Origin of the sequence: Klebsiella sp. KTE92, from assembly GCF_000398905.1 — a bacterium.
Lineage (GTDB): Bacteria > Pseudomonadota > Gammaproteobacteria > Enterobacterales > Enterobacteriaceae > Klebsiella > Klebsiella variicola.
On sequence record NZ_KB976100.1, the window covers coordinates 3957362 to 3972286 of the forward strand.

The 14925-nt window shown below is 56.2% G+C and carries 15 protein-coding genes; 8 read left to right on the forward strand and 7 right to left on the reverse strand.

Annotated features, from left to right (window positions below; translation table 11 throughout):
- Window positions 1–133 precede the first annotated feature (133 nt).
- Both A1WC_RS06985 and bcp read left to right on the forward strand, forming a co-directional pair.
- Window positions 134–700 carry a glycine cleavage system transcriptional repressor gene (locus tag A1WC_RS06985; protein WP_002913804.1) on the forward strand — a complete coding sequence of 189 codons (567 nt, stop codon included), beginning with the start codon at window positions 134–136 and terminating at the stop codon, window positions 698–700.
- A 3-nt stretch (window positions 701–703) separates the two neighbouring features.
- Window positions 704–1174 (forward strand): thioredoxin-dependent thiol peroxidase, encoded by a 471-nt coding sequence (gene bcp, locus A1WC_RS06980; RefSeq protein WP_008803833.1) that lies wholly within the window; start codon window positions 704–706, stop codon window positions 1172–1174.
- 60 nt (window positions 1175–1234) lie between these two features.
- Here the strand turns inward: bcp and A1WC_RS06975 are convergent, their stop codons facing one another.
- Together A1WC_RS06975 and A1WC_RS28040 are read right to left on the reverse strand one after the other, a co-directional pair.
- Window positions 1235–2299 (reverse strand): AI-2E family transporter, encoded by a 1065-nt coding sequence (locus A1WC_RS06975; protein WP_012540911.1) that lies wholly within the window; start codon window positions 2297–2299, stop codon window positions 1235–1237.
- A 54-nt stretch (window positions 2300–2353) separates the two neighbouring features.
- On the reverse strand, window positions 2354–2470 hold the full coding sequence (locus A1WC_RS28040; RefSeq protein ID WP_012540910.1) for a hypothetical protein: 117 nt from the start codon (window positions 2468–2470) through the stop codon (window positions 2354–2356).
- A gap of 51 nt (window positions 2471–2521) precedes the next feature.
- On the opposite strand from A1WC_RS28040, the gene bepA reads away from it, so the two are divergent.
- The 3 genes from bepA (at window position 2522) to A1WC_RS06960 (ending at window position 5394) form a co-directional block, all read left to right on the forward strand.
- Window positions 2522–3985, forward strand: coding sequence for a beta-barrel assembly-enhancing protease (gene bepA / locus A1WC_RS06970; protein ID WP_008803831.1), 1464 nt, complete (start codon window positions 2522–2524; stop codon window positions 3983–3985).
- A 9-nt stretch (window positions 3986–3994) separates the two neighbouring features.
- Complete coding sequence (gene arsC, locus A1WC_RS06965) at window positions 3995–4354, forward strand: arsenate reductase (glutaredoxin) (RefSeq protein ID WP_016161626.1); 360 nt, start codon at window positions 3995–3997, stop codon at window positions 4352–4354.
- 128 nt (window positions 4355–4482) lie between these two features.
- Entirely contained in the window at window positions 4483–5394 is a 912-nt protein-coding gene (locus tag A1WC_RS06960) for an Rpn family recombination-promoting nuclease/putative transposase (protein ID WP_012967455.1), read from the forward strand.
- Here the strand turns inward: A1WC_RS06960 and A1WC_RS06955 are convergent.
- The 5 genes from A1WC_RS06955 to bglK form a co-directional block, all read right to left on the reverse strand.
- Window positions 5391–6092, reverse strand: a complete 702-nt coding sequence (locus A1WC_RS06955) for a DnaA inactivator Hda (protein WP_020947395.1) — start codon at window positions 6090–6092, stop codon at window positions 5391–5393. The two genes, A1WC_RS06960 and A1WC_RS06955, sit on opposite strands and share 4 nt — an antisense overlap.
- A gap of 98 nt (window positions 6093–6190) precedes the next feature.
- On the reverse strand, window positions 6191–7477 hold the full coding sequence (uraA, locus tag A1WC_RS06950; protein WP_012540908.1) for a uracil permease: 1287 nt from the start codon (window positions 7475–7477) through the stop codon (window positions 6191–6193).
- An 86-nt stretch (window positions 7478–7563) separates the two neighbouring features.
- Window positions 7564–8190 (reverse strand): uracil phosphoribosyltransferase, encoded by a 627-nt coding sequence (upp, locus tag A1WC_RS06945; RefSeq protein ID WP_004201927.1) that lies wholly within the window; start codon window positions 8188–8190, stop codon window positions 7564–7566.
- A gap of 217 nt (window positions 8191–8407) precedes the next feature.
- Entirely contained in the window at window positions 8408–9841 is a 1434-nt protein-coding gene (locus A1WC_RS06940) for a 6-phospho-beta-glucosidase (RefSeq protein ID WP_012967454.1), read from the reverse strand.
- A 9-nt stretch (window positions 9842–9850) separates the two neighbouring features.
- Window positions 9851–10744, reverse strand: coding sequence for a beta-glucoside kinase BglK (gene bglK / locus A1WC_RS06935; RefSeq protein WP_016161627.1), 894 nt, complete (start codon window positions 10742–10744; stop codon window positions 9851–9853).
- A gap of 263 nt (window positions 10745–11007) precedes the next feature.
- Here bglK and purM point away from each other — a divergent pair, with 263 nt between their 5' ends.
- The 3 genes from purM to ppk1 all read left to right on the forward strand — a co-directional run bounded on the left by purM (window position 11008) and on the right by ppk1 (window position 14922).
- Window positions 11008–12045: a phosphoribosylformylglycinamidine cyclo-ligase gene (gene purM, locus A1WC_RS06930; protein ID WP_008803825.1), complete on the forward strand. Its 1038-nt coding sequence runs from the start codon at window positions 11008–11010 to the stop codon at window positions 12043–12045.
- Window positions 12042–12683 (forward strand): phosphoribosylglycinamide formyltransferase, encoded by a 642-nt coding sequence (gene purN, locus A1WC_RS06925; protein ID WP_012540904.1) that lies wholly within the window; start codon window positions 12042–12044, stop codon window positions 12681–12683. Before purM ends, purN begins: the two co-directional genes overlap by 4 nt.
- 178 nt (window positions 12684–12861) lie before the next feature.
- The gene (ppk1, locus tag A1WC_RS06920; RefSeq protein WP_002913838.1) at window positions 12862–14922 is read left to right on the forward strand and encodes a polyphosphate kinase 1; all 2061 of its coding nucleotides are present in this window, start codon (window positions 12862–12864) and stop codon (window positions 14920–14922) included.
- Window positions 14923–14925: the final 3 nt, after the last annotated feature.

Consider the following 14925-nt stretch of genomic DNA (forward strand, 5'->3'; position numbering starts at 1 on the left):
GTGCGACAAGATTCTCAATGTTACGTTTGGAGCTGCAATAAAAGCAAGAGACCCGACGCCATCAGGGATGTTGTATGGCGGTTTTTTTTATGCTTTCCTAATGTTACCTCACCTTTTTAAAGGAAGAACAGGTTTGACAGCCTCATTACAACACTATCTGGTTATTACCGCCCTGGGGGCTGACCGTCCCGGCATCGTGAATACGATCACTCGCCACGTCAGCAGCTGCGGTTGTAATATCGAAGACAGCCGGCTGGCCATGCTCGGTGATGAGTTTACGTTTATCATGCTGCTTTCCGGGTCGTGGAATGCGATTAACCTGATCGAATCAACCCTGCCGCTGAAAGGTGCGGAGCTGGAATTGTTGATCGTGATGAAACGCACCACTGCGCGCCCGCCGCAGGCCATGCCAAACACCGTTTGGGTCCAGGTTGAGGTGCCGGACTCACCGCATATCATCGAGCGCTTCACTGCCCTGTGCGATACCTGGAATATGAATATTGCGGAACTGGTGTCCCGCACTCAGCCGGGAGACGGCGATTCCGCGCAGCTTTTTATCCAGATAACTGCCCACAGTCCTGCGACGCAAAATGCAGCAAATATCGAACAAGCATTCAAAGCCCTATGTACAGAACTGAACGCACAAGGCAGTATTAACATCGTTAATTATTCACAGCATGATGAACAGGATGGAGTTTAACCCATGACCCCACTGAAAGCCGGTGATATCGCACCGAAATTTAGCTTACCGGACCAGGACGGCGAGGAAGTAAATTTAACCGACTTCCAGGGACAACGTGTCCTGGTTTATTTTTACCCGAAAGCCATGACCCCAGGCTGCACCGTCCAGGCGTGCGGCTTGCGCGATAATATGGACGACCTGAAGAAAGCCGGTGTAGAAGTGCTGGGCATCAGCACCGATAAACCGGAAAAGCTCTCCCGTTTCGCCGAGAAAGAGCTGCTGAACTTCACGCTGCTGTCTGATGAAAACCATCAGGTTTGCGAGCAGTTTGGCGTCTGGGGCGAAAAATCCTTCATGGGGAAAACCTACGACGGTATTCACCGTATTAGTTTCCTCGTCGATGCCGATGGCAAAATCGAACACGTCTTTGATGACTTCAAGACCAGCAATCACCACGACGTGGTGCTGAACTGGCTGAAAGAAAACGCCTGATGCAAAGCAAGACGCCGGGGGAGGAGATCCTCACCCGGCGTCTTTTTTATCCCGAACACGTCAGTCGTCGTCAACCACCAGGCCATCCGGCCAGGCATGCACTACCGCTTTAATCAGCGTGGCCAGCGGAATGGCGAAGAAGACGCCCCAGAACCCCCACAGCCCGCCAAAGATCACCACCGACAGGATAATCACCAGCGGGTGTAAATTGACCGCTTCCGAGAACAGCACCGGGACCAGCAGGTTGCCGTCCAGCCCCTGAATAATCAGATAGACCGCGAACAGGCTCCAGAACTCGGTGCCAGCGCCAAACTGAAACAGCGCCACCCCTACCACCGGAATGGTCACCACAAACGCGCCGATATAGGGGATCAGCACCGAGAAGCCCACCAGCACCGCCAGCAGCAGCGAGTAGTTGAGGCCAAAGAGAATAAAGCCGATCCAGGTGGCGACGCTGACGACAATCATCTCCAGCACCTTGCCGCGAATGTAGTTGGTGATCTGCTGATTCATCTCCTTCCATACCTGCCCGGCAAGGCCACGATTACGCGGCAGTACACGGCGCACCGCGTTGAGCATCTGCTCTTTATCCTTCAACAGGAAGAAGACCATCAGCGGCACCAGCACCAAATAGACCGCCAGGGTAAGCAGCCCCACCAGCGAGGCCAGAGAGTACTTCACTACCGAGTCGCCCACCGTCAACATCCGATTGCGCATATTTTCCGCCATAGCATCGATGATGCCGGCATCCATTAACGCAGGATAGCGCCGCGGCAGCGTAGCGGCAAAATCAGAGAGTTTGTTGAGCATACCCGGCATATCGCGGATGAGATAGATCCCCTGCTGCCAGGCCACCGGCATCACCACAAAGGCCAGCAATAGCAGGATGCCCACAAAGAGGATCAGCACCAGCGAGGTCGCCCAGGTGCGCGACAGGCCAATCCGTTCCAGACGAACCGTCGGCCACTCCAGCAGATAGGCCAGTACGATAGCCACCAGTAACGGCGCTAACAGACCGCTGAAAAAGAACATGATGCCGAAACCGGCAAGCAAAATAACCAGCAGCGCTATCGCCTCAGGGTCGCTGAATCGACGGCGGTACCACTGCATTAACATCTCAAGCATAAAACCTTCCCTGAAGGGCCAAGCGGCGACAATCCGGGGAATTGTATCGAAATGTCACAAAAAAGACTTCGCTTTTTGATGCGCCGCAGACAAACCGTTCTCCGCCGTGAAGATCATATTTTCAAGGCGGCCAACGCCAGCTAAACTCGCTGGGATGCGGCCAGGGAACATTGCGTCGCACAATCGGTCAAACTGGCACACCCACATTACAGGACAGAGGTTATGTTCAGGCAGTTGAAGAAAACGCTGGTGGCGACCGTCATCGCCTCGCTGACGCTGGGTTCGATAGGCCCTGCTTTTGCTGACTCCGCAGATACGCTGCCGGACATGGGGACCTCTGCAGGAAGCACGCTGTCGATTGGTCAGGAAATGCAGATGGGGGATTACTATGTGCGCCAGCTGCGCGGCAGTGCGCCGCTGATTAACGATCCGCTGCTGGTACAATATATCAACGGGCTGGGCATGCGTCTGGTGGCACACGCCAACTCAGTGCGCACCCCGTTCCATTTCTATTTGATTAATAACGACCAAATCAACGCCTTCGCCTTCTTTGGCGGCAACGTGGTCCTCCACTCCGCCCTGTTCCGCTACTCTGATAATGAGAGCGAACTGGCCTCTGTCATGGCGCACGAAATTTCCCACGTCACGCAGCGGCATCTCGCCCGCGCGATGGAAGATCAGAAGCGCAATGCGCCGCTGACCTGGGTCGGTGCCCTGGGTTCGATTCTGCTGGCGATGGCCAGCCCGCAGGCCGGGATGGCGGCGCTGACCGGGACGCTGGCCGGTACCCAACAGGGCATGATCAGCTTCACCCGCCAGAACGAAGAAGAGGCCGACCGGATTGGCATTCAGGTTCTGCAACGCTCGGGATTCGACCCACAGGCTATGCCGATGTTTATGGGTAAACTGCTTGACGAGTCGCGCTACTCGACGCGACCGCCGGAAATGCTGCTCACCCACCCCCTGCCGGAAAGCCGACTGGCCGATGCCCGTAACCGCGCCAACCAGATGCGCCCGGTGGTGGTACAGTCCTCAGCGGACTTCTATCTGGCGAAGGCGCGTACCCTCGGGATGTACACCAACGGCGACAACAAGCTGGGCACCGATCTGCTGAACGCCTGGGATAAGGGCAATATTCGCCAACAGCATGCCGCCCAGTATGGTCGCGCTCTGCTGGCGATGGAAAGCAACAACTTTGACCAGGCACGCAAAACGCTGCAGCCGCTGCTCAGCGCCGACCCGCAAAATGCCTGGTATCTCGACCTGGCCACGGATATCGACCTCGGGCAGAAGAAAACCAGCGACGCCATCAATCGCCTTAAAAACGCCCGCGAGCTGCGCACCAATCCGGTACTGCAGCTGAACCTGGCCAACGCCTTGCTGCAGGGCGGACAGCCCGGGGAAGCGGCGACCATTCTGAACCGGTATACCTTTACCAATAAAGAGGATGGCAACGGCTGGGATCTGCTGGCCCAGGCGGAAGGTGCGCTGGGCAATCGCGACCAGGAGCTGGCGGCGCGGGCAGAAAGCATGGCGCTGGTCGGTCAGCTGGAACAGGCGATTTCCCTGCTCAGCAGCGCCAGCTCGCAGGTGAAACTTGGTAGCCTGCAGCAGGCGCGTTACGATGCCCGTATCGACCAGCTACGCGATCTGCAGGCCCGCTTCCGCCCCTATCAAAAAATGTAAGGAGACCCCATGACCGACGCGGTAACAATTTACCATAACCCACGCTGCTCGAAGAGCCGCGAAACGCTGAGCCTGCTGCAGAGCCGCGGCATCGATCCACAGGTGTTGCTTTATCTCGACACACCGCCGGATGCCGATACGCTGCGTGAGCTGCTGCAGCTGCTGGGTATGGAGAGCCCCCGCGAGCTCATGCGCCAGAAGGAGGATCTGTACAAATCGCTCAATCTTGCCGACCAGGCGCTTAGCGACGCGGCGCTGATTCAGGCGATGGTCGACAATCCTAAGCTCATTGAACGCCCTATCGTCGTCAGCCGCGGCCAGGCGCGTATTGGCCGCCCGCCGGAGCAGGTCCTTGAGATCGTAAGCTAACCCACCTGCGCCGCGCTTTCGCGGCGCTTTTTTTTACGTGGCCGATTCCAGATCTTCCACGCCAATCCCTCCCGCCCGCCGGACGATGCTACTGTTCATCTATCGCTCAATCCACTGGACGGATGAACATGAAAAAACCGACCTCCACGCCCCATGACGCGGTGTTTAAAACCTACCTCTCCCATCCCGATACCGCCCGCGATTTCCTGCAACTGTATCTGCCCGAAACGCTGCTTAAAGTATGCGATCTGCGTACGCTGCATCTCGAGTCGGGGCATTTTGTCGAAGACGATCTGCGCCCCTTTTATGCCGACATTTTGTATTCCCTGAAAACCACGGCGGGAGACGGTTATATTTATGCGCTTATCGAACACCAGAGCACGCCCGACCGGCATATGGCCTTTCGTCTGATGCGCTATGCCATCGCCGCCATGCAGCGTCATCTCGATGCCGGTCACGATCAACTACCGCTGGTGATCCCTGTCCTCTTCTACCACGGTCTGGCCAGCCCCTACCCATACTCTCTACGCTGGCTCGATGAATTCGCCGCCCCGGAACTGGCCAGCCGTCTTTATCACGAAGCGTTTCCGCTGGCGGACATTACCGTCATTCCGGATGACGACATTGCCACCCACCAGCGCATGGCAACGCTGGAGTTACTGCAAAAACATATTCGACAACGCGATCTGGCGCAGCTCCTCGACAAGCTGAGCGAATTATTATTGACTGGACTGGCGACACAATCGCAGGTACAAGCCCTGATGCACTATCTGGTGCAGGCAGGCAATACGCGCGAGCCGATCAAGTTCATACGCGAACTGGCGTTACGTACGCCGCAGCATAAGGAGACGTTGATGACGATTGCGGAATATCTCGAGCAACAGGGACTGGAGCGGGGACTGGCGCAGGGGCGACAGGAAGGCCGGAAAGAAGAGGCACAGCGTATCGCCGCCGCCATGCTACACAGTGGCCTGGCGCGCGATCTGGTCGCTCATCTGACCGGACTGACGGAGCAGGAGCTGGCCCCACTGGCGGACTAGAGCTTAAGGATCTCTTTCACGAAGGGGATCGTCAGCTTGCGCTGGGCGGTAATCGAGGCGTGATCCAGCTGATCGAGGGTCATAAACAGCGAGCGCATCTCGCGATCCAGCCGCTTCAGCAGGAAGCGGCACACGTCTTCCGGCATCTCGAAGCCGCGCAGTCTGGCGCGTAGCTGCAGCGCCTGCAGTTTGTCTTCATCCGACAGCGGCTGCAGCTTATAGATCTGCCCCCAGTCCAGCCGTGAGGCGAGGTCCGGCAGACCAAGATTCAGCTGCCGCGGCGGCCGATCGCCGGTGATCAGCAGTCGGGTTTTGCCTGATTCCAGGATCCGGTTGTAGAGATTAAAGATGGCCATTTCCCAGGGCTCATCCCCGGCGACGCATTCAATATTATCAATGCAGACCAGCGCCAGCTGTTCCATCCCCTCCAGTACCTCGGGCACAAACCACGTCCGTTTATCCAGCGGCACGTAGCCCACCGCATCCCCGCGCTGGGAAAGCTCGGCGCAGGCGGCGTGTAACAGGTGGCTGCGACCTGCCCCTTCACGTGACCAGATATAAATGTACCCGCTGTGTTCCTGGCGCAGTACGTTCTGGAGGGCAGCAAGTAGGGAAGGATTATCACCCGGCCAGAAACTTGCGAAGGTTTCGTCGTCAGGAAGATACAGTGGCAAAGAGAGCTGTGCCGGTGCGTTCAGATGGACCTCAACATAGGCTTACAGAAAAACGCGGAGAGTTTACCACAGATTTAGGTCAGGAGAGAACCGGGCGGGATCGCCGCCCGGTCAGGAGATCGTTATTTAACCTCTTCGCTATCCGCCGCGTCGAGGACCACCTCTTCCGGACGCAGGACGCTGATAAGCTTGAAAATCAGGCTCAGCGCGATGCCCACGATGGTCGCCAGCGCCATCCCTTTCAGCTCGGCGGCGCCAATGTGTACTTTAGCGCCGCTGACGCCGATGATCAGGATCACGGAGGTGAGGATCAGATTCTGCGCTTTACTGTAATCCACCTTCGATTCAATCAGTACGCGGATCCCCGAGGCGCCGATCACCCCGTACAGCAGTAGCGAAACGCCCCCCATCACCGGTACCGGAATGATTTGGATAGCCGCCGCCAGTTTGCCGACGCAGGAGAGCAGAATCGCAATGATCGCCGCGCCGCCAATAACCCAGGTACTGTAAACCCGGGTAATCGCCATCACGCCGATATTTTCACCGTAGGTGGTGTTGGGCGTCGAACCGAAGAAGCCGGAGATGATCGTCGACAGGCCGTTGGCAAACATCGAACGATGCAGACCCGGGTCGCGGATCAGATCGCGCTTAACGATATTGGCGGTCACCACCAGGTGCCCGACGTGCTCAGCAATCACCACCAGCGCGGCGGGCAGAATGGTGAAGATAGCAAACCACTCAAAGCGCGGCGTGTAGAAGGTCGGCAGCGCGAACCAGTGCGCCTCGGCGATCGGGGTGGTATCGACCACGCCCATCACAAACGACAACGCATAGCCCACCAGCACACCAATCAGGATTGGAATAATCGCCAGGAAGCCGCGGAACAGCACAGAACCAAATACCGTCACCGCCAGCGTTACCATCGAAATAATAATGGTTTTGCTGTCGGGGGCTTGACCGTCGGCTGGCAGCAGCCCGGCCATATTAGCCGCCACACCCGCCAGTTCGAGGCCGATAACCGCCACGATGGCGCCCATCGCCGCCGGCGGGAACATCACATCCAGCCAGCCGGTACCGGCTTTTTTGACAATAAAGGAGACGAGGCAGAACAGCACGCCGCACATAATAAAACCACCCAGCGCCACTTCGTAGCCCAGCGGCAACAGCAGCAGTACTGGAGAAATAAAGGCGAAACTCGATCCCAGATACGCCGGGATTTTGCCTTTACAGATAAAGAGGTACAACAGCGTACCAATACCGTTAAACAGCAGGACGGTGGCCGGGTTGATGTGGAACAGGATTGGCACCAGCACCGTTGCGCCAAACATAGCAAACAGGTGCTGCAAACTAAGCGGGATAGTCTGTAAAAGCGGCGGTCTTTCACTCACCCCGATAGCACGGCGCGTCATAGTGTTTTCCTCTGAGATGGTTAGTTATGTGTGTTTTATTCAAAAAAAAGCCGACTTTCAAAGTCGGCTTATTTATCGTTATTCGATTATTTCGTACCAAAGATCTTGTCGCCGGCATCGCCGAGACCGGGAATGATATACCCGTGTTCATTCAGTCCCTTATCGACAGAGGCGGTGTACAGCTCAACGTCCGGGTGCGCTTTCTCCAGCGCGGCAATCCCTTCCGGCGCCGCCACCAGTACCAGCACCTTGATGCTGGTGCAGCCAGCGTTTTTCAGCAGATCGATAGTGGCGATCATCGACCCACCGGTGGCCAGCATCGGGTCAACCACCAGCGCCATACGCTCATCAATGTTGGACACCAGCTTCTGGAAGTAAGGTACCGGCTCGAGAGTCTCTTCATTACGATAGATACCCACCACGCTGATACGCGCGCTGGGGACATGCTCCAGTACCCCTTCCATCATGCCAAGGCCTGCGCGGAGGATAGGCACAACGGTAATTTTCTTGCCCTTGATCTGCTCAACTTCCACCGGGCCATTCCAGCCTTCGATGGTCACTTTCTCGGTCGCCAGATCGGCGGTGGCTTCATAAGTCAGTAAGCTGCCCACTTCTGAGGCGAGTTCACGGAAGCGTTTGGTGCTGATGTCGTGCTCGCGCATCAGGCCCAGCTTGTGTTTGACGAGTGGGTGTTTGACTTCCACAATCTTCATTCTCTTTCTCCTCTGAGGGGCGGCCACAAAAAAAATCGCGGGATTATACCGCTTTTTGCGGATTGTGCCATACCCATCTTGCTTGACGTATATCAAGCAAAGTGATTTAGAGACAAAAAAACCGGAGGCAAGGCTCCGGCTTGGGTGCGGGGTGCAGTCCATACGCTTACGCGGGCCTACGTGTATTGTAGGTCGGTTAAGCGTTAGCGCCACCCGACTACGACAGGTTCTCCCCGTTGCTGGCAATCACCTGTTGATACCAGGCAAAGGACTTTTTCCGGCTGCGAGCCAGCGAGCCATTGCCTTCATTATCTTTATCGACATAAATGAAGCCGTAGCGTTTTTTCATTTCCCCTGTGCCAGCGGAAACCAGATCGATACAGCCCCACGGGGTGTAGCCCATCAGATCAACGCCATCCTCGACCACCGCCTTTTTCATCTCCGCGATATGGGCGGAGAGATAATCGATACGATACTGGTCATTGACGCTGCCGTCCGCTTCACGGACATCGATCGCGCCAAAACCATTTTCGACAATAAACAGCGGCAACTGGTAGTGATCCCAGAACCAGTTCAGCGAATAGCGCAGGCCAACCGGGTCAATCTGCCAGCCCCAGTCCGACTTTTTGACGTACGGGTTGGAGACCAGGCTGGTGGTTTCATCATAGTCGAGCAAGGGGTTGTCTTCGGTGGCTTTGGTAGCGAACGACATATAGTAGCTAAAGCCAATGTAGTCGACACAGCCCTCGGTTAACGCCAGGCGATCGGCTTCGGTGATATCCAGGGTAAAGCCGCGGCGGGCAAAATAGTTGAGCAGATGCTGCGGATAGCGGCCGCGCACGTGAACGTCGGTAAACCAGTAACGGCGGTGCATGGCGTTCATCGCCATCATCATATCGTCCGGGGCGCAGGTCAGCGGATAGATCGGACACATAGCGATCATGCAGCCAATCTGCAGTGCAGGGTTGATCTCGCGCGCCGCTTTCACCGCCAGGGCGCTGGCCACCAGCTCATAGTGCGCGGCCTGGTACATCACCGGTTCCCGGTCTTCATCCGGCAAATATTTCAAACCGGAGTTGGTGAAGGGGGCAAAGTCCTCATGGAAGTTGGCCTGGTTGTTGATCTCGTTAAAGGTCATCCAGTACTTCACTTTATGTTGATAGCGGGTGAAGACGACCCTGGCAAAGCGCACGAAAAAGTCGATCAGCTTCCGGTTGCGCCAGCCGCCATACTCGGTGACCAGGTGATAAGGCATTTCAAAATGCGACAGCGTAATCACGGGCTCAATGCCGTGCTTCAGGCATTCGTCGAACAGATCATCGTAAAACTGCAGGCCAGCCTCGTTGGGCTCCAGCTCATCGCCCTGCGGAAAAATACGCGTCCAGGCAATCGAGGTGCGAAAACATTTGAAGCCCATCTCGGCAAACAGCGCCAGGTCCTCCGGATAACGATGATAAAAATCGATCGCCTCATGGTTCGGGTAATTTTTCCCCGCCACCACGCCGTCGGTAATTTCACGCGGCACGCCGTGGGCACCGGCGGTCATCACGTCCGCCACGCTGATCCCCTTGCCGCCCTCCTGCCAGCCGCCCTCTAACTGATGCGCGGCGACCGCGCCGCCCCACAGAAAACCTGCTTTAAATCCGGACATAGTCTCTCCCTAATGTCGATCGTCGCCAGGCGAACGATAGTGCTGATTGAAATGGTAAACCGCGCCAATCAGGCCGGCATCGTTGCCGTGACTGACGGTATCGAGATAGTCGGCAATGCCAAACCAGGCCAGATGCTGGCGCAGCAGAGCCAGAAATCCTGGACGTTCCACAATGCCGCCGCCGATAAAGATGGCCTGCGGATCGAAGATATTGACGAGGTTATAAAGGCCATGACCCAGGCCATTGAAGAACTCAGCGACCAGACGCTGACAAACCGGGTCGCCAGCGTCATAGCGGTCAAAAATCATTTCGCCTGTCACGCTCTCCAGCGGCGCAGCGATATGTTCCGCATAGCGATGGCGTAGCACTCGCAGGGTGCAGTTCTCATTCATCGAATAGCGACGAGGATCGCGCCCGCCGGGACGGTCAGTGAGCATGTAGCCGAACTCACCGGCGCGAAAACGCGCCCCGTGAACCAACTGATGATGGCAATAAATCGCCCCACCAATGCCGGTGCCAATGGTGAGTACCAGAAAATTGGCCATTTCCGCCGCTTTGCCCTGCCAGCGCTCTGCCAGCAGCACACAGTTGGCATCATTTTCAACTGAGACCGGCAGTCCGGTCCGGGCTTCAAGCCATGCTTTCATGGCGAAGTTATCAAATCGACGAATAGCGCCGCCCATGGTGATAAAGCCGCTGTGCGGATCAACATAGCCTGGCGCGCTGATGGCTACCCCTTCACACGACGGGTGGGCCGCCAGCCATGACAGCATTACCTGTAAGATATGATCGCCATCGCTGTCATTGATCGACTGCTTCGCGCTTTCCAGTAGCCTGCCATCGCGGGTCATCACGCCCATCTTTAATGCGGTGCCACCGATATCAAATGCCGCAATTTTCATTCATCCCTCTCCTGACCAGCGTCAATCACTGGCAAAATGCGTGGCAAACCAACACAGAAACCGGTTTCAGTCTTATGATGAGGATTCCTTAAGGCTGAGGCAAGCACAAGACTGTACCCGGTTTCATTTTCGTGAGCAGTATCAAATTTGACCATCTATCCGCTGTTTCACGCCGACTGTAAAGCAGGCTCGCAAACGTTTGCTTTCCCTGTTAGAATTGCGCCGATTTTTCTTGCTTACCGCAAACGCGTGGAGACTTCGCAGTGACCGACAAAACCTCTCTCAGCTATAAAGATGCCGGCGTGGATATTGATGCAGGCAACGCTCTCGTCGACCGTATTAAGGGCGTGGTGAAGAAAACCCGTCGCCCGGAAGTGATGGGGGGACTGGGCGGATTCGGCGCGCTGTGCGCACTGCCGCAGAAATACCGCGAGCCGGTACTGGTCTCCGGCACCGACGGCGTCGGTACCAAGCTGCGTCTGGCAATGGATCTGAAGCGTCACGACACCATCGGCATCGACCTGGTCGCCATGTGCGTGAACGACCTGGTGGTTCAGGGTGCTGAGCCGCTGTTTTTCCTGGATTATTACGCGACCGGTAAACTGGACGTCGATACCGCGGCCAGCGTCATTAACGGCATCGCCGAAGGCTGCCTGCAGTCCGGTTGCGCGCTGGTGGGCGGTGAAACCGCAGAAATGCCGGGGATGTATCACGGTGAAGATTACGACGTAGCGGGTTTCTGCGTCGGGGTGGTGGAAAAATCAGAAATCATCGACGGCAGCAAAGTGGCCGACGGCGACGTGCTGGTGGCGCTGGCGTCCAGCGGCCCGCACTCTAACGGCTATTCACTGGTGCGTAAGATCATTGAGGTTAGCGGCGTTGACCCGCAGACCACCGACCTTGACGGCAAACCGCTGGCCGACCATCTGCTGGCGCCAACCCGCATCTATGTGAAATCGGTGCTCGATCTGATCGCCAGCGTTGACGTCCACGCTATCGCCCACCTGACCGGCGGCGGTTTCTGGGAAAATATTCCGCGCGTGCTGCCGGATAACACCCAGGCGATCATTGATGAGTCCTCCTGGCAGTGGCCGTCCGTCTTCAACTGGCTGCAAACCGCCGGTAACGTCAGCCAGCATGAAATGTACCGTACCTTTAACTGCGGCGTGGGGATGGTTATCGCCCTGCCGGCTGCAGAAGCAGACAAGGCCATTGCCCTGCTGAACGAGAAAGGTGAAAACGCGTGGAAAATCGGGTATATCAAAGCTTCCGATTCCGAACAGCGTGTGGTCATTGCATGAAAAACATCGTGGTGCTGATTTCCGGTAGCGGCAGCAATTTGCAGGCGATCATCGACGCCTGCGGCCGGAAACAGATAAACGGCACCCTGCGGGCGGTATTCAGTAACAAGGCTGATGCGTTTGGCCTTGAACGCGCGCGCGCGGCCGGCATCCCGGCCCACGCGCTGGCGCAAAGTCAGTTTGCCGACCGGGAAGCATTCGATCGTCAGCTGATGCATGAAATCGACGCCTACGCCCCGGATTTGGTAGTGCTGGCGGGCTATATGCGTATCCTGAGCCCGGCGTTCGTCAGCCATTATCAGGGACGTCTGCTGAACATCCATCCTTCGTTACTGCCGAAGTATCCTGGCCTGCATACTCATCGTCAGGTGCTGGAAAACGGTGATGAGGAACATGGGACCTCGGTGCACTTCGTCACTGATGAGCTGGACGGCGGTCCGGTTATCCTGCAAGCCAAGGTGCCGGTCTTCGCTGGCGACAGCGAAGATGAGGTGACGGCGCGGGTTCAGGCCCAGGAACATGCCATTTATCCGCTGGTCATCAGCTGGTTCGTCGATGGGCGTCTGCGCATGGCAGGCAACCACGCCTGGCTGGATGAACGACAACTTCCGCCCCAGGGCTATGCCGCTGAAGAATGAACAACAGCCCCGCCTTTTCCTGTCGCGGGGCTTTTTTTAATTAAAATTGTTTATTAATCAATCATCTCACAGAAATATTTCTTCTTACTGTCATATTGTTGTGACACAGTAAATCGCTATGCAGAAAAATTCGTCATAATAGTCTACGTCCTGTGAGTAAAACGGAGTGTGAGCGGTAATGGGCCAGGAAAAGCTATACATCGAAAAAGAACTCAGCTGGTTGTCTTTTAACGAACGCGTGCTGCAGGAAGCGGCGGACAAAAGTAACCCGCTGATTGAGCGCATGCGCTTCTTAGGGATCTACTCCAACAACCTTGATGAGTTTTACAAAGTGCGCTTCGCTGAGCTTAAGCGCCGGATTATTATCAGTGAAGAACAAGGCAGTACCGCCCATTCTCGCCACCTGTTAGGCAAAATCCAGGCCCGCGTTCTGAAGGCCGATCAGGAATTCGATAGTCTGTATAACGAACTGCTGCTGGAGATGGCGCGCAACCAGATCTTCCTCATCAACGAGCGCCAGCTGTCCGTCAATCAGCAGGCCTGGCTGCGCAACTACTTCAAACAGTATTTGCGTCAGCATATCTCGCCGATCCTGATTAACCGTGAAACGGACCTCGTGCAGTTCCTGAAAGATGATTACACCTATCTGGCGGTGGAGATTATCCGCGGGGAAAACATCAACTATGCCCTGCTGGAAATTCCGTCAGACAAAGTGCCGCGCTTCGTAAATCTGCCGCCGGAGGCGCCGCGCCGCCGTAAGCCAATGATCCTGCTGGATAACATCCTGCGTTATTGCCTGGATGATATCTTTAAAGGCTTCTTTGATTACGATGCGCTGAACGCTTACTCGATGAAAATGACCCGTGACGCCGAGTACGATCTGGTGCACGAGATGGAGTCGAGCCTGATGGAGCTGATGTCTTCCAGCCTCAAGCAGCGCCTGACCGCCGAGCCGGTTCGCTTCGTCTACCAGCGCGATATGCCGGACGCGATGGTCGAAATGCTGCGCGATAAGCTCTCCATCTCCAACTACGACTCGATGCTGCCGGGCGGCCGCTACCACAACTTTAAAGACTTTATCGGCTTCCCGAATGTGGGTAAGGCTAATCTGGTCAATAAGCCTATGCCGCGCCTGCGTCATCTGTGGTTTGATAAATTCCGCAACGGCTTCGACGCCATCCGCGAACGCGACGTCCTGCTCTACTATCCCTATCACACTTTTGAGCATGTGCTGGAGCTGCTGCGTCAGGCCTCGTTCGACCCCAGCGTACTGGCGATCAAAATCAACATCTACCGTGTAGCCAAAGATTCGCGCATCATTGACGCGATGATCCACGCCGCCCATAACGGTAAAAAAGTCACCGTGGTGGTGGAGCTGCAGGCACGCTTCGATGAAGAGGCTAACATTCACTGGGCGAAACGCCTGACGGAAGCGGGGGTCCACGTGATCTTCTCCGCGCCGGGTCTGAAGATCCACGCCAAGCTGTTCCTTATCTCGCGTAAAGAAGGCGATGAGGTGGTGCGCTACGCCCATATCGGTACCGGTAACTTTAACGAGAAGACCGCGCGGATCTACACCGACTATTCGCTGTTAACCGCCGATGCGCGCATTACCAATGAAGTCCGCCGCGTGTTTAACTTTATTGAAAACCCCTACCGCCCGGTCAGCTTCGATTACCTGCTGGTGTCGCCGCAGAACTCGCGCCGTCTGCTGTATGAGATGATCGATCGCGAGATCGCCAATGCGCAGAACGGGCAACCCTCCGGGATTACGCTGAAGCTGAACAACCTGGTGGATAAAGGGCTGGTGGACAGACTGTACGCCGCCTCCAGCTCCGGCGTGCCGGTCAATCTGTTGATCCGCGGCATGTGCTCGCTGATCCCTGGACTGGAAGGCATCAGCGAGAATATCCGCGTCATTAGCATCGTTGACCGTTTCCTCGAGCACGACCGGGTCTACTGTTTTGAAAACGGTGGCGATAAACAGGTCTGGCTCTCCTCTGCCGACTGGATGACGCGTAACATCGATTACCGTATAGAAGTTGCCGCCCCGCTGCTCGACCCGCGTCTGAAACAGCGAGTGCTGGATATTTTTGATATCTTGTTCAACGATACGGTAAAAGCGCGCTATCTTGATAAAGAACTGAGTAATCGCTATGTGCCGCGCGGCAATCGCCGTAAAGTGCGTGCACAGATGGCGATTTACGATTATCTCAAATCACTCGAACAACCCGACTAACCT

What these genes read in the sequence shown, in the direction of transcription:
- bcp (WP_008803833.1), top strand. Translation starts at nt 704, where the DNA reads ATGACCCCACTGAAAGCCGGTGATATCGCACCGAAATTTAGCTTACCG.
- A1WC_RS06975 (WP_012540911.1), bottom strand. Translation starts at nt 2,299, where the DNA reads ATGCTTGAGATGTTAATGCAGTGGTACCGCCGTCGATTCAGCGACCCT.
- A1WC_RS28040 (WP_012540910.1), bottom strand. Translation starts at nt 2,470, where the DNA reads ATGTTCCCTGGCCGCATCCCAGCGAGTTTAGCTGGCGTTGGCCGCCTT.
- bepA (WP_008803831.1), top strand. Translation starts at nt 2,522, where the DNA reads ATGTTCAGGCAGTTGAAGAAAACGCTGGTGGCGACCGTCATCGCCTCG.
- arsC (WP_016161626.1), top strand. Translation starts at nt 3,995, where the DNA reads ATGACCGACGCGGTAACAATTTACCATAACCCACGCTGCTCGAAGAGC.
- A1WC_RS06960 (WP_012967455.1), top strand. Translation starts at nt 4,483, where the DNA reads ATGAAAAAACCGACCTCCACGCCCCATGACGCGGTGTTTAAAACCTAC.
- uraA (WP_012540908.1), bottom strand. Translation starts at nt 7,477, where the DNA reads ATGACGCGCCGTGCTATCGGGGTGAGTGAAAGACCGCCGCTTTTACAG.
- upp (WP_004201927.1), bottom strand. Translation starts at nt 8,190, where the DNA reads ATGAAGATTGTGGAAGTCAAACACCCACTCGTCAAACACAAGCTGGGC.
- A1WC_RS06940 (WP_012967454.1), bottom strand. Translation starts at nt 9,841, where the DNA reads ATGTCCGGATTTAAAGCAGGTTTTCTGTGGGGCGGCGCGGTCGCCGCG.
- bglK (WP_016161627.1), bottom strand. Translation starts at nt 10,744, where the DNA reads ATGAAAATTGCGGCATTTGATATCGGTGGCACCGCATTAAAGATGGGC.
- purN (WP_012540904.1), top strand. Translation starts at nt 12,042, where the DNA reads ATGAAAAACATCGTGGTGCTGATTTCCGGTAGCGGCAGCAATTTGCAG.
- ppk1 (WP_002913838.1), top strand. Translation starts at nt 12,862, where the DNA reads ATGGGCCAGGAAAAGCTATACATCGAAAAAGAACTCAGCTGGTTGTCT.